General features: G+C 38.2%; 17 protein-coding genes. 7 read left to right on the plus strand and 10 right to left on the minus strand.

Translation table 11 applies throughout. From position 1 onward, the window contains the following. Positions 1-266: 266 nt before the first annotated feature. Both DSM03_RS07515 and DSM03_RS07520 read right to left on the minus strand, forming a co-directional pair. Positions 267-1,583 carry an MFS transporter gene (locus DSM03_RS07515; RefSeq protein WP_128761043.1) on the minus strand — a complete coding sequence of 439 codons (1,317 nt, stop codon included), beginning with the start codon at positions 1,581-1,583 and terminating at the stop codon, positions 267-269. A gap of 24 nt (positions 1,584-1,607) precedes the next feature. Then, complete coding sequence (locus DSM03_RS07520) at positions 1,608-2,330, minus strand: arylesterase (RefSeq protein ID WP_201740419.1); 723 nt, start codon at positions 2,328-2,330, stop codon at positions 1,608-1,610. A 57-nt stretch (positions 2,331-2,387) separates the two neighbouring features. On the opposite strand from DSM03_RS07520, the gene DSM03_RS07525 reads away from it, so the two are divergent. Together DSM03_RS07525 and DSM03_RS07530 are read left to right on the plus strand one after the other, a co-directional pair. Further along, entirely contained in the window at positions 2,388-3,074 is a 687-nt protein-coding gene (locus DSM03_RS07525) for an ABC transporter ATP-binding protein (RefSeq protein WP_128761042.1), read from the plus strand. Then, positions 3,071-5,620: an ABC transporter permease gene (locus DSM03_RS07530; RefSeq protein WP_236638811.1), complete on the plus strand. Its 2,550-nt coding sequence runs from the start codon at positions 3,071-3,073 to the stop codon at positions 5,618-5,620. The genes DSM03_RS07525 and DSM03_RS07530 overlap by 4 nt, the downstream gene beginning before the upstream one ends. A gap of 141 nt (positions 5,621-5,761) precedes the next feature. Here DSM03_RS07530 and DSM03_RS07535 read toward each other — a convergent pair whose 3' ends face one another. The 5 genes from DSM03_RS07535 to DSM03_RS07555 form a co-directional block, all read right to left on the minus strand. Continuing rightward, a complete protein-coding gene (locus tag DSM03_RS07535) occupies positions 5,762-6,505 on the minus strand; it encodes a DUF3307 domain-containing protein (RefSeq protein WP_128761041.1) in 744 nt (247 codons plus the stop codon). After that, positions 6,502-7,095, minus strand: coding sequence for a transcriptional regulator (locus tag DSM03_RS07540; protein ID WP_128761040.1), 594 nt, complete (start codon positions 7,093-7,095; stop codon positions 6,502-6,504). Before DSM03_RS07540 ends, DSM03_RS07535 begins: the two co-directional genes overlap by 4 nt. A 133-nt stretch (positions 7,096-7,228) precedes the next feature. Beyond that, positions 7,229-8,962 carry a gamma-glutamyltransferase gene (ggt, locus tag DSM03_RS07545; protein WP_128761039.1) on the minus strand — a complete coding sequence of 578 codons (1,734 nt, stop codon included), beginning with the start codon at positions 8,960-8,962 and terminating at the stop codon, positions 7,229-7,231. A gap of 14 nt (positions 8,963-8,976) precedes the next feature. Then, entirely contained in the window at positions 8,977-9,579 is a 603-nt protein-coding gene (locus DSM03_RS07550; protein ID WP_201740420.1) for an acyl carrier protein phosphodiesterase, read from the minus strand. A gap of 55 nt (positions 9,580-9,634) precedes the next feature. Next, the gene (locus DSM03_RS07555; RefSeq protein ID WP_128761038.1) at positions 9,635-10,261 is read right to left on the minus strand and encodes an acyloxyacyl hydrolase; all 627 of its coding nucleotides are present in this window, start codon (positions 10,259-10,261) and stop codon (positions 9,635-9,637) included. A 155-nt stretch (positions 10,262-10,416) separates the two neighbouring features. Between DSM03_RS07555 and glmM the strand changes: the two genes are divergently transcribed. Further along, positions 10,417-11,805: a phosphoglucosamine mutase gene (gene glmM / locus DSM03_RS07560; RefSeq protein ID WP_128761037.1), complete on the plus strand. Its 1,389-nt coding sequence runs from the start codon at positions 10,417-10,419 to the stop codon at positions 11,803-11,805. Between the two features lie 237 nt (positions 11,806-12,042). Here glmM and DSM03_RS07565 read toward each other — a convergent pair whose 3' ends face one another. After that, a complete protein-coding gene (locus tag DSM03_RS07565; protein WP_128761036.1) occupies positions 12,043-12,912 on the minus strand; it encodes a lysophospholipid acyltransferase family protein in 870 nt (289 codons plus the stop codon). A gap of 142 nt (positions 12,913-13,054) precedes the next feature. Between DSM03_RS07565 and DSM03_RS07570 the strand changes: the two genes are divergently transcribed. Both DSM03_RS07570 and DSM03_RS07575 read left to right on the plus strand, forming a co-directional pair. Further along, the gene (locus tag DSM03_RS07570; RefSeq protein WP_128761035.1) at positions 13,055-13,705 is read left to right on the plus strand and encodes a rhomboid family intramembrane serine protease; all 651 of its coding nucleotides are present in this window, start codon (positions 13,055-13,057) and stop codon (positions 13,703-13,705) included. Between the two features lie 43 nt (positions 13,706-13,748). After that, on the plus strand, positions 13,749-14,426 hold the full coding sequence (locus DSM03_RS07575; RefSeq protein WP_128761034.1) for an SIMPL domain-containing protein: 678 nt from the start codon (positions 13,749-13,751) through the stop codon (positions 14,424-14,426). A 41-nt stretch (positions 14,427-14,467) separates the two neighbouring features. Here the strand turns inward: DSM03_RS07575 and DSM03_RS07580 are convergent, their stop codons facing one another. Beyond that, the gene (locus DSM03_RS07580) at positions 14,468-15,586 is read right to left on the minus strand and encodes a GNAT family N-acetyltransferase (protein ID WP_128761033.1); all 1,119 of its coding nucleotides are present in this window, start codon (positions 15,584-15,586) and stop codon (positions 14,468-14,470) included. A 39-nt stretch (positions 15,587-15,625) separates the two neighbouring features. Beyond that, positions 15,626-16,516 carry a transporter gene (locus DSM03_RS07585; RefSeq protein ID WP_128761032.1) on the minus strand — a complete coding sequence of 297 codons (891 nt, stop codon included), beginning with the start codon at positions 16,514-16,516 and terminating at the stop codon, positions 15,626-15,628. A 175-nt stretch (positions 16,517-16,691) separates the two neighbouring features. Between DSM03_RS07585 and DSM03_RS07590 the strand changes: the two genes are divergently transcribed. Both DSM03_RS07590 and DSM03_RS07595 read left to right on the plus strand, forming a co-directional pair. Next, positions 16,692-16,952, plus strand: coding sequence for a DUF4834 family protein (locus DSM03_RS07590; protein WP_236638808.1), 261 nt, complete (start codon positions 16,692-16,694; stop codon positions 16,950-16,952). Positions 16,953-16,982: 30 nt separating this feature from the next. Further along, the gene (locus DSM03_RS07595) at positions 16,983-19,439 is read left to right on the plus strand and encodes a YfhO family protein (RefSeq protein WP_128761030.1); all 2,457 of its coding nucleotides are present in this window, start codon (positions 16,983-16,985) and stop codon (positions 19,437-19,439) included. Positions 19,440-19,467 lie beyond the last annotated feature (28 nt).

The raw sequence follows: 19,467 nt of genomic DNA on the forward strand, positions 1-19,467 counted from the left end.
TAATGGCACAAAACAAGTCTGCTAAAAAGGCTCCAGCAAAACAGGCAACCAAGCCTGCAGCTGTGAAACCAGCGAAGACTGCTTCTAAAAAGAAGTAATCTGAAAGTATCTAAGGGCATCGAGGATGCAGCCGATATAAATTAAACGAAAGCCACTTAAAACGTGGCTTTTTTGTTTCCTGATAATCGAGATTAAAATAATCTTTGGACTGCCTAATGATCGAAAGTTGAGTCAGAAAAATGTACTCCGAATTTTCGAGAGAATAATTACTCCACCTCAGGTAATGTAGTACTTTTAATCGCTCCTAAAATACCTAGAACCGAAAGTATAGCGATTACGCCTTCAACCGAAATAAGCGAAGCTAAAGCACTCAAACCACCTGCAATAAGCAGTATAAAGCCAATAAGCGTATTGCTCACAGCAACATAATCGGTACGGTGGTTGCCTTCTGCCATATCTACGATGTAGGTTTTACGACCCAGCCGAACACCCTGATGCGCGATTCCTAAAACGAAAAAGGCGACAGGGTACAACCAGACCTTATCGTTAAGCGCCGGTAAAAACTGAATAATTCCAACAACAAGTAATCCCAGACTGGCCGTGAGAATGGCAGAGTAGGTCATTACTTTTTTACTGGATTTATCGGCCATTTTGCCCCAAACCGGAGCACTTATTATCGAGGCGATTCCGTTAGCGATTATAAAAAGCCCCAGTAGATAAGCCTCTTTTCCCACATAACGCTGCGCAAGAAGAACATAATAGGGCGCGGTTAATGCTGAGCAGAGTAGCAGCGAACGCGTGATAACAAAATTGCGAAAATGCTTGTCTTCTTTTAATAAACCCAGGCGTTCCCAGGCTTCTTTGAGTCCGTTTTTGCCACCCTCGGTTTCTCCCGGATATTCCTGAATGTTCGCGTAAATAAGTGCCGCAATAAGCCAGAGGCTGGCTGCAAAAAAGATGAGGTAGCTGTAAAAATCAATGCCCACATTATCTTTAGACTTATATAAAATAAAGAGTCCAGCTGCCAGTACCAGCGCACCACTCACCGAGGCGGTATAGCCTTTTAATCTACCGCGTTTGGTCTTGGGTATGGTCTTGCCTAAAACGTCTTTAAAGGCAATGGAGCACAGGCCACGCGAAAGACTAAAAGCCACCAGACATAGTATTATAAGCCAGCCGGCGATATTTCCTTCAAAAGACAGGGCTACAAAACCGATTCCTGCAATTGCCAGAAATTGTAAAACGGAACCCAGCACCCAAATGTATTTACGTACGGGGCGCTTCCTGATGTAATGTGCAATAAACAATTGCGGCAGCATAGATCCCGATTCGCGAATGGGAACAATAAAACTGATGAGCATCACCGGAGCATTTACATAACTCATTACCCAGGTGAGAACCGTTTTGGGATTACTCAGCGTATCCCCAAGCGAAGTCAGCATATTGCTGATTAAGATTAAAAAGTAATTTTTAGGAGTCTCCCGGCAGGCATCGTCACCTATGGCTTTACAGGTACGCGCATCTTCCTCATCGTTAAGGTAATCGTAGAGTTTTTCAAGTTCAGTAGGGTGGTGGGTACTCATGAAAATTTCAAAAAATAGATAACTTTATTCGTTTAGAAGCGGTTCTAAAACAGGCCATACATTTTCAGCCACAAGCTTATGACCTTCGGCAGTGGGGTGAATGCCGTCGTTTTGGTTAAGACGTGCTACACCGCCCACATTTTGCAGTAAAAAGGGGACGAGGGTAATATTATTTTTTTCAGCTAATTCGGGAAATAATTTTTTAAAATGCCGGGTGTATTCGGTGCCCAGGTTGGGTGGTAATTGCATACCAACTAACACGATTTTGGCCTCGGGAGCTTCGGTTTTAACTTGATCAATCATCCACTGCAGGTTCTCCCGCGTTTCAGCAACTTGTACTCCGCGTAAGCCATCATTAGCACCCAATTCCAAAACAAAAATATCCACATCAGGCTCCAGTACCCATTCCAGTCGGTTCCTTCCGCCAGCGGTGGTTTCGCCACTCAATCCGGCATTGATTACGGTATAATCGAGCCCCAGACTGTCTATACGATCCTGAATCAAACCCGGGAAGGCATTATCGGCATCTTCAAGTCCGTAACCGGCGGTTAGACTATCGCCAAAAAATAAAATGGTTTTTGAAGTGCTATCGGTTTCGGTTGTGGCGGTTTCCTCGGTTTGGGATTTTTCAGTTTCGCCGGAAGACGCGTTTGAGTTGTCTTTACACGATTGCAGAATCATTCCGCCTAAAAAACAACAAAAGATTAACAGGCTTAGCAGATGGAGTCTATTCTTTATCACAAGCATTTGTTTATTTTGCTGAAAAGCCAAAACCTGCGGTTTGCGCTCAAAACCACGTATGCTATGACTTCCATATTAGAAATTTCAAATTTAGAAAAAAGCTATACCAGTGGCTCTAAAAAGCTAAAGGTACTTGAAGATATTAACTTTAGTATAACAGAAAACGAAACATTTGCCATCGTAGGTCCGTCTGGAAGCGGGAAAACCACACTACTGGGATTGTGCGCCGGCCTCGATCGTCCCGATGGAGGTAGTGTCATCTTAAATGGCACTGAATTGAGCAGTCTCTCGGAAGATGAGCGTGCTGTGTTGCGCAACCGCGATGTGGGTTTTGTGTTTCAGGATTTTCAATTGCTGCCCACGCTTACCGCTTTGGAAAATGTGGCCGTTCCGCTGGAACTACAAGGTGACAGACAAGCCGCGAAAAAGGCAGAAGCCCAGCTTCAAAAGGTAGGTTTAGGCGACCGCGGCGATCACTATCCCACACAACTTTCGGGAGGGGAGCAGCAACGGGTTGCTCTGGCACGGGCGTTTGCTAACGAACCCAAAATTTTATTTGCAGACGAACCCACCGGAAATCTGGATGCTGAAACCGGAGCTAAAGTAGTCGATTTGCTTTTTGAACTCAACAAGGAGTTGGGTACCACACTGGTCCTTGTTACCCACGATATGGAACTGGCGCGGAAAACCCAAAATATACTGACCATCAGGGGCGGAAAGATTGCAAATCTCACAAGCGCAGCGGTATGAGTAAAAACGGAGGAATGACAGCAGGTGCAGCCTGGCTATTTAAGATGGCCTGGCGAGATTTTAAGGCCAGTGCGGGCAAACTGAGTTTGTTTATGGTTTCGATTGTGCTGGGTGTCGCGGCTATTGTTTCGATACAGTCGTTTGGTGAAACCTTAAAAGATAACATAGCCCTGCAGTCGAAGGCCCTTATGGGTGCCGATTTTAAAATTGACAGCGATAATGCTTTGACCGAAGAAGCGTTGCAAATTGTAGATTCTTTAGGTGGCGCAGACGCGGAAGAGATTTCGTTTGCCTCGATGGCTTTATTTCCTAAAAACGGAGCAACCAAATTGCTTCAGGTACGTGGTATCACACCCGGTTTCCCCTTTTATGGTGAAATCGAAACAGAGCCCACAACTGCCGGAAGAAACTTCGGAAAACTTAACGGAGCCCTGGTTGATGCTACAGTAATGCTTCAGTTGGATATTGAAGTAGGGGACACGGTAAAACTTGGAGCAGTACGTCTCCCGGTGGTGGGCGAACTCAAAAATCTACCCGGTAGTAATGCGGTATTTAGTGCCATTGCTCCGCCGGTGGTAATTTCCTATTCCTATGTTGAACAAACGGGTTTGGTGCAGCTGGGCAGCCGTATCGATTATGAGTATTACTTCAAAGCCCCACAAGCAGATATGCAGCTTCTTGAAGATGCGGTTGGGGAGCGACTTGATGCCGCAGAAGCTGATTTGGACACACATACTTCAACCAGCGACCGTTTGGGCAGGCGCTATGAGAACTTTGGTAAATTTCTAAACCTCGTAGGCTTTGTAGCTTTATTGCTAGGCTGTGTCGGTATTGCCAGTGCGACCACTATTTACATTAGGGAGAAATTGCGTTCGGTGGCGGTTTTAAAATGTCTGGGCGCTACGCGAAAGCAGGCCTTTTTAATTTATTTGATTCAGATTGCAGCCATTGGCTTACTTGGCGGAATTTTAGGTACGTTCGCAGGGCTTGCTTTGCAACAATTATTTCCGGTGTTGCTGGAAGGTTTACTGCCCGTAGATGTTCAGATCACCTGGTCTTTACCAGTAATCATCCTGGGTGTTTTTATCGGGATGTTTATGTCTGTGCTTTTTGCTCTGTATCCTTTGCTAAGCACGCTATATGTTTCGCCTTTACAAACTCTTCGATTTACTGAGGATGCAGGAAGTCAGTCAAGGAGTACCGCTATTTTAGTTTCGGTAATCATCCTGCTATTTATCTTTTTATTTTCGTTGTGGTTACTGGGTGACTGGAGGTATGCGCTGGCTTTTCTCGGCGGCATTGTGGTCACCTTCAGTATTCTTGCAGGAATTGCCCGTCTTTTTATGCGCTTGTTGCGACGTTATTTTCCCAGTTCGTGGAGTTTTACCTCGCGTCAAAGTTTACGTAATTTATTCCGTCCCCGTAATCAAACGGTAGTTTTGGTGTTGGCTATTGGTGTAGGTTCCTTTTTGATAAGTACCCTGTATTTTACCAAAGATATGTTGCTGGCACAAGCCAATCTCGACAGCAGTGCGCAGCAGGCTAATATGATTTTGCTCGATGTACAGCGCGATCAGATGACCGAAGTAGCCCAAACTTTAAAAGCGAATGGTCTGAAACCTCTTGACGCCGTTCCCATTGTGACGATGCGGGTACACAGCATTAACGGGCGTAATGTCACTGACCTGAAAACCGATACGACTTCACAAATAAGCCGATGGATTCTCAATCACGAATTTCGTACAACTTATCGCGACTCGCTGATTGGTTCCGAAAGTTTAAAGGAAGGCACTTTTACTCCGCGAATAGATGCAGGGACTAAACGTGTGCCCGTTTCGGTGAGTGATAATTTTGCACAGGATGCCGTCGTGGCTATCGGCGACCGGGTTACTTTTAATGTGCAGGGACGGCTCTTAGAAACAACTATAGGCAGCATCCGTTTGGTGGATTGGAGCCGTCTGCAACTCAATTTTTCGGTGGTGTTTCCGGCCGGGGTTCTCGAGCAGGCGCCACAATTTGGAGTGATTACCACTCAGGTGCCTAACTCTGAAGTTTCGGCATCGATTCAACGTATTTTGGTTGAAGACTATCCCAATGTTTCCATTCTCGATTTGCGTCAGGTGCTTAATGTGATAGAAGATTTACTTACCAAAATCAGTTATATTATCAACTTTATGGCGTTTTTCAGTATTCTGATAGGGATTATCGTGTTGCTTGGAGCGGTACGAACCAGCAAATACCAACGCATTCGCGAAAGCGTTTTACTAAGAACAATGGGAGCCAAAAGCAAACAGATTTTACGCATTCAGGGGCTTGAGTACCTGTATCTGGGACTTTTAGGCAGTCTTTCAGGGATTTTACTATCGCTGATAGGAAGTCTGCTGCTGGCCTATTTTGCATTTGACACGACTTTTATTCCAAGCTGGGTGCCCTTTGGTGTCTTGCTGCCGGGTATAACCGCGCTGGTTGTTGTCATAGGACTGGCAAACAGCCGAAGCGTTATCAGGAGCTCGCCTCTTGAGGTTTTACGGAAAGAGGCGCGTTGATTTATGGATAAGAATTATTAGTTCTTATTTAAAATTATTTTTAGAATAGATTTGATGTTCAGTGTTTTAATTTAGAGATGAGAGAAGTACATAATAAAGTATCAAAACAGATTCTTTTAAGTTATTTATAATATAAAAATTCTACTGACTTTCAAACAATTGACTTAAGTAATTAAACAATAATCCTGCTCCTATCGCGATACCAAAACTCAATAAAGTTCCTATTAAGACATATTCGGTAAGTTGGCGATTTTTTCCTTCGGTTAAATCTCCAAAACGAAATACAGATTTTGCCGCAATCAGAAATCCTATTGCAGACCAGGCATTCAGTAGAATAAAAGCAAATACAAATAGACGTTCTAGAATACCTATTATTTTTCCGGCTCCCGCCAAAGAGGTGCTTTTTTGCTTTTCTTTTTTAGTAGGTTCGATGGCATTTTGCCAAGGTTGTAAAATTACTTTTATTAAAATTCCGGAAACGAAAGTCACAAAAAGTAATAGAAACACTAATAATAAAAATTTAGGTTGAAAGAGCGTGTTGAGATTTAAAGAGTAAGGTTTATAGTAAAACAAAACCAGATTAAGGACCAGTAAATGCGCAACTTGATCTGCCATAAAAAGCTTTCTACTATTCTTTTTTGTAGTGAATTTTATTTTTAGCGCATCAATAGCATAATGGGTAACAATAATAACTAAAACCCCTAATAAGTAGTTGAGTTTAAATTGCAAAAGAATAAGTAATGCCAGTAGGTGGACACCTATATGAGCAAGTAAATATTTTGATTTCCAGCCGTGTTTAGTCTTATGCTTTACCCATTTTGTAGGTTGCAAAACAAAATCACCTAGAATGTGAGCGAGTAATAATTTTAATGCGAGAGCTATCATAGCGTTTCGATTTGTTTTTTATAATACGTAAGCATTTTTGTAACCTCGTCATAACCGGCTCTGCTAAGCGCTTTACTGATTGCACTTTGTGCTTTATCCAGTTGCTTACTCAACTCGGTTTGATTAAGCTCTGGCGCTTCTAGACGGGCTTTTACGATAGCTGCGGTTACCGGTGGCCAGTTATCCATAGTTAGAGTAGCTAATGCAAGCATTATGTTGAGCGTTTCGTCAAAATCTTTATAATCAGACTGAAGGACTAAAGTATTATTTTTAATAGCATCAAATGCCGTCCCGGAATGGATAAAAGCACTTCCATTCGCCTGAGTTATTTGTGCGGCTGTATAGGTTTTATTTCCAATCCCGATAGCAATACGTACATCGAGTTCGGTACGCATTTTTATTACAGCTTTGATATGTATTGCCACTTTGAGAGCTTTCGCAGCATCAACTTCTAACTGAAAGCTGTCACCGCGGTAAATCTCCCAATATTTTGGAGACGTCCCATACTGATCAAGAATTGCAACAAGCTCTTGTTGCCATCCTATTTCTTCTCTTGAGTTTATGATATCTCCTGTTAATACAGCTCTCATAATATTAATTAAGTTATATACTAAATAGATTATAAATTCAAATATACATTAAATAGGTTATAAATTAAAATATACACTATATGAATTATAATTTAAAATATAGCTTAAATAGGGTATAATTGAAGTTGTTCTTTTAAAAACCAACAGCCATATCATCACCACGACGGTCTGCGCCACCTTCTAAAGTTCCGTCAGGTAAAACTAAAACCCCGTCAACTTTTCCTAGAATCACGCTATTTTCCTGGCGAATTTCATAGCCTTTATTTTGCAAGCTATTCAGTATTTCTTCCCCAAAGGCATCTGGCTCAAAGGTCACAACATCTGGTAACCATTGATGGTGAAAACGCGGTGCATCTACAGCTTCCTGCATTCCCATATTATAATCTGCAACATTTAGAATAGTCTGTAATACAGAAGTTATAATTGTAGAACCACCTGGCGTACCCACTGTCATCCAGAGTTTGCCGTCTTTCTCAACGATAGTAGGTGTCATCGAACTCAACATGCGTTTTTGAGGTTCAATTTTGTTTGCTGCAGCTCCTATAAGGCCAAACATATTAGGCTCACCCGGCTTTACGCTAAAATCATCCATCTCATTATTTAAGAAAAAGCCAAGTTCGTCTACATAAAGTTTTGAGCCGTAAGCACCGTTTAAAGTAGTTGTAAGTGCCACTGCATTACCATACTGGTCTATTATCGAAAAATGAGTAGTTTCCATAGATTCATAGCCGCTAATTACGCCATGATTGATCTCTGCAGAAGGTGTCGCCTTTTCAAAACTGAAGTTTTGCATACGACGGGAAGCATAGGCTTTACTAGTAAGGCTATCAATCGGAATATCATTAAAGTCGGGATCGCCCAAAAAGAAACTACGATCAGCATAGGCTCGGCGTTCTGCTTCGGTGATTACCTGAATGCTTTTTACTGTATTATGACCATATTCTTGCATATCATAAGGTTCAAGCATTTTAAAAATCTGAGCGAGACACACACCACCGCTAGATGGGGGAGGCATCCCTATTACTTTAAGATTTTTATATGTTGAAGTTATGGGTTTACGCCATACTGCTTCATAATTCTTAAGGTCTTCAAGCGTGATGATCCCACCGTGGGCTTCAATAAAATCAACTAATATTTGAGCGGTTTCACCCTCATAAAATTCGCTTTTTCCATTATCTGCAATGCGCTGTAATGTTTCTGCTAAAACAGGGTTTTTAATGAAATTACCGATTTCAATCTTAAGAGTGTCGTTTTCGTGAAAGCCAATAGAATACAGGATTTCTTTTCCATTCACCTGATCAAATACAGGAGCATATTTTTGAAATCTATTCAACTGATTTTCGGTTATAGCATAACCATTTTTAGCCAATTGAATAACCGGTTCTAAAATTTCTGACATAGGCATAGAACCTAGTTTCTCATTAATAGCAAACATCCCAGAAATACTACCGGGAACACCTACAGCGAGTGGTCCTTGCCGACTTAAAGAATCAATAGGATTTCCTTCTTCATCGAGATACATATCGTATGTAGCTGCCATAGGGGCTTTTTCGCGATAATCTATACTTCCAATCTGGCCATTGGCTTTACGATATACCATAAAACCACCACCACCTAAACTTCCGGCAAAAGGATAGGCAACATTTAAAGCCATGTCTACAGCTATAAGCGCATCAAAAGCATTACCTCCATTTTTTAAAATTTCGGCACCTATACGAGAAGCTTCTTCTCGTGCAGAAACCACCATAATACTGTCTGCAAGCTTCCCACGCTGAATCTCACGCGGAGCTTTTTGTTCAGTTTTACAAGAACTAACCAGTATTAAAAGTAATAAGAAAAGAAACCAGTGATTAGTAATTTTAATCATATTTAAGGATAGGTTTAAGTATGGAATTGATCTTCTAATTCTAAAAGCCGTTGTTCGCAAAACTGACGTAATTCTTCGAAGAATAAGGTGAATTCATTTTCAAAATCGTGATAGTGCAGCTGAAGGTCTTCAACAGCGCGATCCATACCACTAATATTCTTAGTTCTGCGGTTCATATTGTAGAGAACAGTTGCAATACCACTAATTTCGGCATAACTCAGTAACCAGTTATCTGCGATCATATGTGGTATCATTCTCTGAATTCCCGGAGTAAGCAACTCAAAATACTCATCAAGACTGTCGTAAAAATTTTCGATATAACTAGACAAAGGAGTGGTAGCATAATTTTTCCAATTCTTTGCTAAAAAATGGTCGTATAAAATATCTACAATCACACCGCTGTAATGACTATACTTGCTATGAAGACGTTTTGTACTTTGTTTTACAATGGGATGACTATCAGTAAAACTGTCTATGCTGCGGTGCAACAAAATACCTTTTTGAAGTTGTGGTAAATAGGTTTTGTATTGTTTTCCTTTTATGCCATCTGCCATAAAATTACCGATGGTAAGTAGCGGGTCATCGCCAGACAGGTATATATGCGCTAAATAATTCACAGGCTTAAATTACAAATTATTGCTATAAGCCTGCATTAGCATTTGAGGTAATTGTTTACAATCTATAAGCAATACCAAGATTAAGCTCTAGCGCGTCATAACCTTCATTAGGTTGTTTAATTTCTGCATTAGAAACATGTCTAAAACCTATTCTACTATCTAAAACAAATCTCTTAAAAAACTGAAAGTTGATTCCTAATGCCAAATTATCAGAGAAACCAATACCCTTAGCCATACGCTCAGAATCTTCATCAAAATAACCTGGACCTATACTTGCAAGAGCGTACATATTAAGCTTTTCAGTAATAGATTTTCTGATGATCAGACCACAATTAAAAACATATTCATTGATAAATTTATAACGCATCAAGCGCTCACGATACGCACTATACTGTTTAGGATTCCCTGCAAACCAAGGGTTGAAAAGCTTATGCTGGGCTCTGTTGATTTCAGGCTGAAAGATGAAATCATAGTCTAAAACACCCGACTTTGCGCGATATAAGATTTGGATTTTCTGAAGATACACTTCGTAGTAATAATCGTCATCTCTAAAAATGATATTATCAACAGAGGCATAGCCTACATTATAGCCTATTTGATAAAAACGCCCCTGAAGATCATCTTGGGCACCTGCTTTTAAAGCAATACATAAGAAAAAGAACACTACTAAAAATCGAACCATAACATCAAATCAAATTTTAATTACTTTGAAAAACAGATGTTTAGGGGTGTGATTAAAGAGGTGTTGTAATATGAAGAATTTTAGGGAATAACTTTAATGCTATATTTGCCAATAGCAATAGTTATTAAGCTTTACTAAATTCAAGAAACATACTTATGACCCTAATAAAATCTATTTCAGGAATACGCGGAACCATTGGTGGCAATCCCGGTGAGAACCTAACACCTATTGATGCTGTGAAGTTTGCTTCGGCGTACGGAACTTTCATTAAAAAACAGCGTAATAAAGATGAATACCGTGTTGTGGTAGGGCGTGATGCTCGTATTAGTGGTGAGATGCTTCAACAGTTGGTTATGCAAACACTTGTTGGGATGGGAATTGATGTTGTAGATCTTGATCTATCAACAACACCTACAGTTGAACTTGCAGTTCAATTAGAGCACGCCGATGGAGGAATTATTCTGACTGCATCTCATAATCCAAAACAGTGGAATGCATTGAAATTATTAGATAAAAACGGAGAGTTCCTAAATGCTGAAGCCGGAGCTGAAATACTAAAGATCGCTGAAGCTTCAGATTTTGCTTATGCCGAAATAGACAATTTAGGCGATATTCACAAAAATGACGCATATATTGATATTCATATTGACGAAATTTTAGAACTAGAATTAGTTGATGAAGATGTCATTAGAGCTGCCAAATTTAAAATTGTGGTTGACGGAGTGAATTCAACAGGAGGTATCGCAATCCCAATGCTTTTAGAGCGTCTGGGCGTACAAGTTGAAAAACTATATTGCAATCCTAACGGAGACTTTCCGCATAATCCTGAGCCTTTAAAAGAGCATTTAGGAGACATCTGTAAACTGGTTCCAGAAGAGCGCGCAGATCTAGGAATAGTAGTAGATCCTGATGTAGACCGTTTAGCTTTTATTGATGAAACAGGGGAGATGTTTGGTGAGGAATATACACTGGTTGCTTGTGCAGATTATGTATTGAGCGAGAATCCTGGTAATACGGTTTCTAATTTAAGTTCGTCTAGAGCACTTAGGGATGTTACTCAGAAACACGGCGGCATCTATTATGCGGCGGCTGTAGGAGAGGTAAATGTGGTTACAAAAATGAAAGAAGTAGACGCAATTATAGGTGGTGAAGGTAATGGTGGGATTATCTACCCTAAATCACATTATGGTCGCGATGCTTTAGTAGGCGTTGCTTTATTTCTTACGCATTTGGCTAAAAAACAGATGAAAGTAAGCGAGCTACGAGCAAGTTATCCTGCTTATTTTATGAGCAAGAAAAAAATAGAGCTAACTCCAACTCTAGATGTAGATGCTATTTTAAAGACAATTGCAACGCGTTATATCAAAGAGGATGTAAATACAATAGACGGTGTAAAAATTGATTTTGAAAAGCATTGGGTTCATCTTCGAAAATCGAATACAGAACCTATAATTCGTATCTATACAGAAGCTTGCTCACAAGTAGAAGCTGATAAAACTGCAGATGATATGATCTCAGAGATCAAAGAAATAGCGGGTATTTAGTTGGTAGTTTTCAAAAGTAAAATTTTAAGTCTGTTGATCGAACTAACTTTATTTCAAAGAATTTTAAAAAACAGATAAATCATATTCCTTATTTTTGATTTACTCAATAATCGAGATTAAAACGCTTCGAGACTCGTCTAGTTCTAAAAATGAATTGCGAAGTTAAACGTTTTGCGTATTTGCCTTGAAGTAGTTTACTAATCAGAACTAAGGATTTTTTTATTTTAAACCTATGGTTTATTCTGCGTGTTTGAAGCGCTTGTGCGTCCAGAGATAGTATTGGGGAGCTTTGTAGATTTGATTTTCCAGATGTTCGGCAAAAGCATCTGTAATATCATAATCAGGTACTGAGTTTGGCTCTTCGGTAATTACTTTAAAAGATGCTTTATAAAACCCTCGTTTTACTTTATCTACCGCTAGATAAATCACTGGCATATTTTCAGATTTTGCGAGTCTTTCTACACCCGTAAAAAACGGGACATTTTGACCTAAAAAATTGGTGCAATATTGATTACGTCTAGTTTTTGGAGATTGATCAGCAATAAATGCATAGGTAGCCATTTTACCTGCACGCTGCTGTTTTCTTATAATAAAAGTAGCTTCTTTGTTAGCGAGTAATTTTGAATTCCATTTTTCACGTATATCGTGAATGAGTTTATCAAAATACGGATTTTTTATGCGTTTGTATATTCCGTATCCGCTGTGATCAAAATAAAACTGAAGCGCCGTTAGCCATTCATAACTCGCATAATGTCCCATAACAATTAGCGAACTTCGTTGTTCTTTTGCTAGTTTTTCAATGATTGTCAAATCGTCAAATTGAAAACGCTTTTGCAATTCTTCAGCAGAGATAGATATCGATTTTATCATCTCGAGAAACATATCGCACATATGGCGATAAAACTGTTTTTCTATTTTTTTTATTTCAGATTCTTCTTTCTCGGGAAATGCTAGTTTTAGGTTTTTTGTAACTGTTTTTCGGCGGTAACCTACAATGTGATAAGCCAATACAAAAACAGCATCAGAAACCTTATAAAATAGCCAGAACGGAAGTTTTGAGATCAACCACAAAAGCGGGTAAACCAGCCAAAAGATTAGCCATTGCATAAAGCTTAATTTTTAAATTATGGGGCAAATAAGCATATAAAAAGTAAAATTTTAAAACAATATTGCTCATCAAAAGCCTTTACGTTTTAGATGCTCATAGTGCGCAAATATAGGTATATTTGACCCCAAAATTAGAGCTTTTATGGGTGATTTAAATTTAATAACCGTTGTTGTTATTGGTATCAATGTATTGATCTCAATGAAAGGTTTTAATGATTATTCTTTTTTTGAAAAATATAAGTTTAATACAGGGGCAGTGCGCAGGGGGGAACAAATACGTATTCTTTCCTCGGGGTTTTTGCACGTGAGTACCTCTCACTTGTTTTTTAATATGCTAACCCTTTATTTTTTTGCTCCAATTGTTATTAATCTTTTAGGGAATTGGGAATTTGTAATTATTTATTTAGGGAGTTTAATTCTGGGGAATTTACTTTCTTATTATTTTCATAAGGATGAATATCATTATACGGCTGTAGGAGCCAGCGGTGCAGTATCCGGTATTTTATATTCAGCTATTTTACTCAACCCAGATATGAGCTTGTATATGATCTTAATACCAGTACCAATCCCGGCATATATCTTTGGAATAGGCTATTTATTGTATTCTATTTATGGGATGCGTGCCAATAATGACAATATAGGTCACGATGCACATTTTGGCGGGGCAGTAGGGGGTTATGTTATTACTTTGTTAATGGCACCGATATTGCTTCAGATTAACACCTTGATGGTAGGTCTTTTAGCAATTCCTATAGTGATTTTATTTGTGCTCAGCAAAACCGGTAAACTATAATGGCACGCCTCTTGCGTTTGTATTAGAAAATAAAACAACTATTATGAAATCTATTTTAATTCTTGCAATTACCGCTATGTCAACTATGGCACAGGCTCAGCAAATTCAACCAACAGTAAGTGTAACAGGAGAAGGTAAAGTTATTGCAGTGCCTGACGAAGTTACTATACGTATGGGTGTTCAAACCGAAGGCAAAGACGCTAAAACCGTTAAAGCTGAAAATGATGCTAGTGTAGATAAAGTGCTTGATTACTTATTGAAAATGAATATTCCTCAGAATCAGGTACAAACAGAATATGTGAATCTTAATAAGAATTACGAATATAATACAAAGACTTATAACTATAAAGCGAGTCAGACTATTTCAGTAAAACTGAAAGATTTGTCTAAATATGATAAGATTATGTCTGGTCTTGTATCTTCTGGTATTAATACAATAAATGGTGTTGAGTTTTCTTCTTCTAAAATGCAAGCATATGAGGCTGAAGCACGTAAGAAAGCTGTAGCAAATGCTAAAGAGAAAGCAAGAGAATATGCTGGCGTACTAGGCCAAAATATAGGCAAAGCTTTATTGATTGCGGAGCAGGGTACCAGTTCACCACAACCTCAGCCTATGTATAAAATGGCAATGGCAGAAATGGATTCAACTCAGAGAACACTTGCTCCAGGTGAATTAACTATCACTTCTAAGATTCAGGTAAGTTTTGAACTTTTAGACTAATAAAAATTTAATTTGGCGTTTGCCAAAACTTGATAAAGGGCTTATAAATTACGTTTATAAGTCCTTCTTCTTTTGTGTAAAACGTGGTCATATTTTTTCCAAAGCTGTTGTATGGCTTTGTTTTCTTCTAACTCAGGATTTGTTTCAACCTGTGTAATTCCGTTAGCAGAAAATAGATCTTGCATCGCTTGAAATATAACAGCTGTCACTCCTTTTCCTTGATATTCAGGATCAATACCTATCAGGTAAAAAGCTGCAGTATCATTTTGTTTACGGGCTTTTAAAAGGTGTATAAAACCAAAAGGCCATAAACTTCCATTAGCTTTTTTAAGCGCTTTACTAAATGAAGGCATTGTGATTGCAAAGGCAATTAATTTTCCTTCAGCATTCTCAATACATTTTATATAATGTGGATTGATATACTTGATGTACTTATCCTTATAGTGATCGATCTGGTATTGTTGAATAGGAACAAATGTGCTGAGATCGTTATAGGTTTTGTTCAGTAACCCAAACATATCATCTACATAAGGCAAAATCTCTTTGCTGTTATTAAAATGAATCAATTTTAGTTTGTAACGCTCTGTAATTATTCGAGCAAACTTTTCTACTTTCTCAGGAGATTTTTCAGGAATCTGAATTTTATATTCTACCCATTCTGAAGCTTTCTCAAAGTTTAGCTTCTCAAAATGCTCTTTATAATAGGGGTGGTTATACCACGTGATCATAGTATTGAGATACTCAAAACCTTCTACTAGCATCCCGGCTTTTTCCATATTGCTAAAACCTACGGGACCTTCAATCCAATTAAGGTCATTAGTTCTTCCTATTTCTTCAATCTGAGAAATCAAGGCTTTAGTAACTTCAAGGTCATCAATAACATCAAACCAGCCAAAACGCATTTTTGGTTTGCCCTGCTCATTGATTTCAATATGATTAATGATAGCAGCGATGCGTCCTACAGGCTTGTTTTCTTTAAAAGCCAGAAAAAAGCGCGCTTCGGCATTTTTAAAAACAGGATTCTTTTCTGGATCCATGCTTTCGAGTTCGTCATTAACTAATGGCGGAACCCAATTTGTGCTTTTATCATATAGTGAGAACGGGAATTTGACAAATTGTGTCAATTCCTGTTTCGTTTTCATTTCCTTAATTGTAATCATTCTGCTCGAGTAATATAGCTTGTAAAGGTAACCGTATTTTTATTTCTGCGGAAGTAACTCGTCGTTACTATGAAAATCAAGACGGTAAGAAAGACCCAGTCCCAGTTGTTGGCGATTTGGTGTTTCTTTAAAATTAATTAATGCACTTATATCTACTTGTAAATCTTTGGTGATTAGATAAGCTCCACCAAACCGGAACAAATCATCAGCATAAATATCACTCATAATAACCTGAAATTCTGCAAATGCAGCAATTTTTGGGTTAAAGGAATGTGTCATTGTAGTTATCCATGCTTTGGTAGGATAATCGGTTAAAAACTGGTCGTATATAAAATTATTTACCCAAACCCAGCGACCCCAATTGTGTTGCGTAATGGCCACGACCTTAGGTGTAAAACCAGACTGACTTTCTGGTAAAAAAGGATTGTTATCCTCATAAACATAGTTAGCGCCAGAATAAATAGAAACTGCGGGTATTAAGGTACGCCACTTAAAAGCTCTGTTTGCGTGATAACTATAAACATTTATTTTTTCTTCATAGTTTTTATAAGGGTCATATAGCAAATATTTTACACCTGCAGTAACGATAGGAAAGCCGCTATGGCTATATGGTTCAGTTGCTCCTGAAGTTGGATTGATTTCCTCATATAGATAAGATCCACTAAGATTAAATTCTAGTTGCTCTTTTATAGCTCCATATCTAAATTGAAATTCACCACCAATATTATCAGTCTCAGTGTTTAAAAGATTATGAGATTCTTTTCCCATTGTAGCGCCCACTTCTGCCTGAAATACACCACGACCTACTGCAAAAGCACCTTGAGATTGACCGGGGCGATTGGAGTTTAGTGTTTCAGTGTACTGAGATTTAGCTTGTTGCGTGCAAAAGCAAAACAAGAAGGTTAAACTAAAAATCAATTTAGCTGGCATAATCCTGAAATATTTAGGTTTAAAGTTTAGGTGATTAAATCCCTAATCAGACAAACATAGTGTAAAAATAAGAGATAGCCTAAAGATAGAAATAGAACCCTAAGATTTGGTTTTTATTCTTTTTTTAAGTCTAAAAAGAAGCTTAATGGTTAATTTTGTTTCAAATACCGTACAGATGAAATTTATACAAACCCTTCTTATAATTCTCCTTATATTTTTTGGTCTACGCATTCTTTTTAGACTGTTAGCACCATATATTATGCGTTATATAGCTAAAAAAGCAGGAGAGCGTTTTCAAAATATGGCTCAGGGATACTCTTCTCAAAATCAACCTCCTAAACCTGAAGGAGAAACAGTGATTGACGAAGTTCCCAGACGCGAGCATACTTCAAATAAAAACGTGGGTGAATATATCGATTACGAAGAAATTGACTAATTTTCGCTCTCTAGTTTCTAGCAAATATTTATGAATTTTTCTTTAAAAAAAATAGGGCCACACCTCGCTGTGGTTTTGGTTTTTATAGTAACGGCATTGCTTTATTTTAGTCCGGTGCTTTCTGGTAAAAAAATGTTTCAAAGCGATATACAACAATATCGCGGGATGGCTAGAGAGCAAATGGATTTCAGAGAGCAAACAGGAGAAGAACCGTATTGGACTGATGCGGCATTTGGAGGAATGCCTACCTATCAACTAGGAGCAAAATATCCTTTTAACTGGATAAAAAGTTTAGATCTTAGCATACGTTTTTTACCTAGGCCTGCAGATTATCTTTTCTTATATTTTATAGGTTTTTACATATTGTTACTTGTGCTTAAACTAGATTGGCGCTACGCAGGATTGGGAGCACTGGCTTTTGGCTTTTCAAGTTATCTTATTATAATTCTTGGTGTTGGTCATAATGCAAAAGCACACGCAATTGCCTATATGCCGCTGGTTTTAGGCGGAATCATTCTCACCTTTCGTAAAAAATATATTTGGGGTTTTGTGCTCACCACTGTTGCGATGGCTTTAGAAATTGTAGCCAATCACATGCAAATGACTTATTACCTGATGCTTCTGGTAATGGTTTTAGGAGCAGCCTATCTTATTGATGCTTTTCGTAAAAAAGAGTTACCACATTTCTTTAAGAGTGTAGGTATTTTGATACTTGCTGTTGGTCTTGCAATCGGTACTAATGCTGCAAATTTAATGGCAACTTCAGAATATAGCGCTTTTAGTACACGAGGAAAAAGTGAATTAACTATAACTCCAGACGGAAATCCTAAAACTGACGTGGGTGGGTTAGATAAAGCGTATATTAATCAATACAGTTATGGTATTTCAGAATCATTAGATTTGTTTATAGCTGGTTTATATGGAGGATCTAATTCTGAACCTTACAAAAAAGACAGTGCCTTTACAGAATTCTTAAAAAAACAAGGAGTTCCTGCAACTCAAGTACCTTCAATTTTTGGACAATTTGGTTTGTATTACTGGGGAAGTCAACCCGGTGTTTCTGGTCCGGCTTATCTGGGCGCAGTAATTGTTTTTCTGTTCGTATTAGGTTTATTTATGGTAAAAGGCAGACTCAAATGGTGGCTTATCGGTGGTACATTACTTTCTTTATTATTAAGTTTTGGCGGTAATTTATCGTGGTTTACTGACCTGTGGATTGATTATTTCCCACTGTACAACAAATTTCGAGCAGTTACTTCTATTCAAGTAATATTAGAGTTATGTGTTCCGGTATTAGCAGTTTTTGGGTTGTATAAAATACTTCAGAAAACCGAATCTAAAGAACATAAATTAAACGCTCTGAAGTGGACAACAATAATCACAGGAGGGTTATCACTGATTATTCTTCTGTTTAATGGAAGTCTTTTTTCATTTTCCGGCGGAAACGATGCATTTTTCATTCAGAATTATGGAATGGAATTTATAAATGCAGTAAAAGAAGACCGAAAAGCACTTTTAGTGAGCGATACTATAAAAACTTTAGTATTGGTATTAATCGCTGCCGGATTGATTTGGTTTTACTTGAAAAAGAAAGTTTCAGAAACTCAAGTTATTCTTGTAATGGCGATTCTTATCGTATTTGACTTGGTTCAGGTTGACCGTCGTTATGTGAATACAGAGAATTTTATGGCTGCTCGCATTGTTGAAAAACCTTTTCAGGCAACACAGGCAGATCAGCAAATTTTGCAGGATACAACAAGATATCGTGTTTATGAGCAAAGTATAGGTCTTAATGGTGCACGTACGAGTTATTTTCACAGTTCTATAGGAGGTTATCACGGTGCTAAGCCAGCGCGTTTGCAAGATCTGGTTGAGTTCTATTTATATAATGGTAACATCAAACCGTTAAACTTACTCAACGTAAAATATATAATTACACAAAATGAAGAAGGGGCAGAGCAAGTACAGATAAACCCACAAGCAAATGGAAATGCTTGGTTTGTGCAAAATGTAAAAATAGTAGCTGATGCAGATACCGAAATTCTTTCTTTAGATAGTTTAAATACTAAACAAACTGCAGTAGTTCAAAAACAATTTGCAGATGAGATTTCAGGCAAGATCTTTCCTCAGGATTCTACGGCTTCTATAAATTTGATCGATCATCAACCTAACTACTTGAAGTATCAATCTAATTCTGATATGGATCGTTTAGCTGTTTTTAGCGAAGTATATTATCCTAATGGTTGGAATGCATATATTGATGGAAATAAAGCAAATCATTTTAAAGCAGACTATATATTAAGAGGAATGGTGGTTCCTGCCGGAAATCATATTATAGAATTTAAGTTTGAGCCACAGGTTGTTAAAACGGGTAGTAAAATTAGTTTAGTTAGTAATATTCTTCTGGTTTTAGTTATAATAGGCGCTGTATTTTTTTATATTAAAAGATCTAAAAAAGATTTAGATTCTGAGACTATAGCTCAATAGGTTTTAAAGCCTTAAAAATAAAATTTTA

This window comes from Leeuwenhoekiella aestuarii (genome assembly GCF_004104055.1).
Taxonomy (GTDB): Bacteria; Bacteroidota; Bacteroidia; order Flavobacteriales; family Flavobacteriaceae; genus Leeuwenhoekiella; species Leeuwenhoekiella aestuarii.

Coding starts and splice junctions, on each gene's coding strand:
- DSM03_RS07515 (WP_128761043.1), bottom strand. CDS start 1,583: ATGAGTACCCACCACCCTACTGAACTTGAAAAACTCTACGATTACCTT.
- DSM03_RS07520 (WP_201740419.1), bottom strand. CDS start 2,330: ATGCTTGTGATAAAGAATAGACTCCATCTGCTAAGCCTGTTAATCTTT.
- DSM03_RS07525 (WP_128761042.1), top strand. CDS start 2,388: ATGACTTCCATATTAGAAATTTCAAATTTAGAAAAAAGCTATACCAGT.
- DSM03_RS07530 (WP_236638811.1), top strand. CDS start 3,071: ATGAGTAAAAACGGAGGAATGACAGCAGGTGCAGCCTGGCTATTTAAG.
- DSM03_RS07535 (WP_128761041.1), bottom strand. CDS start 6,505: ATGATAGCTCTCGCATTAAAATTATTACTCGCTCACATTCTAGGTGAT.
- DSM03_RS07540 (WP_128761040.1), bottom strand. CDS start 7,095: ATGAGAGCTGTATTAACAGGAGATATCATAAACTCAAGAGAAGAAATA.
- ggt (WP_128761039.1), bottom strand. CDS start 8,962: ATGATTAAAATTACTAATCACTGGTTTCTTTTCTTATTACTTTTAATA.
- DSM03_RS07555 (WP_128761038.1), bottom strand. CDS start 10,261: ATGGTTCGATTTTTAGTAGTGTTCTTTTTCTTATGTATTGCTTTAAAA.
- glmM (WP_128761037.1), top strand. CDS start 10,417: ATGACCCTAATAAAATCTATTTCAGGAATACGCGGAACCATTGGTGGC.
- DSM03_RS07565 (WP_128761036.1), bottom strand. CDS start 12,912: ATGCAATGGCTAATCTTTTGGCTGGTTTACCCGCTTTTGTGGTTGATC.
- DSM03_RS07570 (WP_128761035.1), top strand. CDS start 13,055: ATGGGTGATTTAAATTTAATAACCGTTGTTGTTATTGGTATCAATGTA.
- DSM03_RS07575 (WP_128761034.1), top strand. CDS start 13,749: ATGAAATCTATTTTAATTCTTGCAATTACCGCTATGTCAACTATGGCA.
- DSM03_RS07580 (WP_128761033.1), bottom strand. CDS start 15,586: ATGATTACAATTAAGGAAATGAAAACGAAACAGGAATTGACACAATTT.
- DSM03_RS07585 (WP_128761032.1), bottom strand. CDS start 16,516: ATGCCAGCTAAATTGATTTTTAGTTTAACCTTCTTGTTTTGCTTTTGC.
- DSM03_RS07590 (WP_236638808.1), top strand. CDS start 16,692: ATGAAATTTATACAAACCCTTCTTATAATTCTCCTTATATTTTTTGGT.
- DSM03_RS07595 (WP_128761030.1), top strand. CDS start 16,983: ATGAATTTTTCTTTAAAAAAAATAGGGCCACACCTCGCTGTGGTTTTG.